Origin of the sequence: Lampropedia hyalina DSM 16112, from assembly GCF_900129055.1 — a bacterium.
GTDB classification, from domain to species: Bacteria; Pseudomonadota; Gammaproteobacteria; order Burkholderiales; family Burkholderiaceae_C; genus Lampropedia; species Lampropedia hyalina.
On sequence record NZ_FQUZ01000010.1, the window covers coordinates 93,383 to 93,723 of the forward strand.

The window sequence follows — 341 nt, forward strand, 5'->3', positions numbered from 1 at the left end:
CATTGACGTTCACTGCCGAATAGGCAGCTTAGAAAACAAGCCGGAAGCCTACTACCACCCGACGTTCGTTCACTGCCGAATAGGCAGCTTAGAAACTCGCGCCGTTCGATCTCGGCTATTGCCGATTGTTCACTGCCGAATAGGCAGCTTAGAAAAACGCTCATACATCGAGGCCCTGACCCGACTGGTTCACTGCCGAATAGGCAGCTTAGAAAAACCGGAAGAAGCAACAAATTGAGCAACGCATGTTCACTGCCGAATAGGCAGCTTAGAAATGGATAGAGGTGTGCAATTCTCCGATTTTGGTGTTCACTGCCGAATAGGCAGCTTAGAAAGGCGAA

1 CRISPR repeat array is annotated in these 341 nt (G+C 49.9%).

Features of this window, described 5'->3' with window-relative positions:
- Window positions 1-7 precede the first annotated feature (7 nt).
- Window positions 8-335: a CRISPR direct-repeat array (repeat unit 28 nt; unit sequence GTTCACTGCCGAATAGGCAGCTTAGAAA).
- The last annotated feature ends 6 nt before the right edge of the window (window positions 336-341 follow it).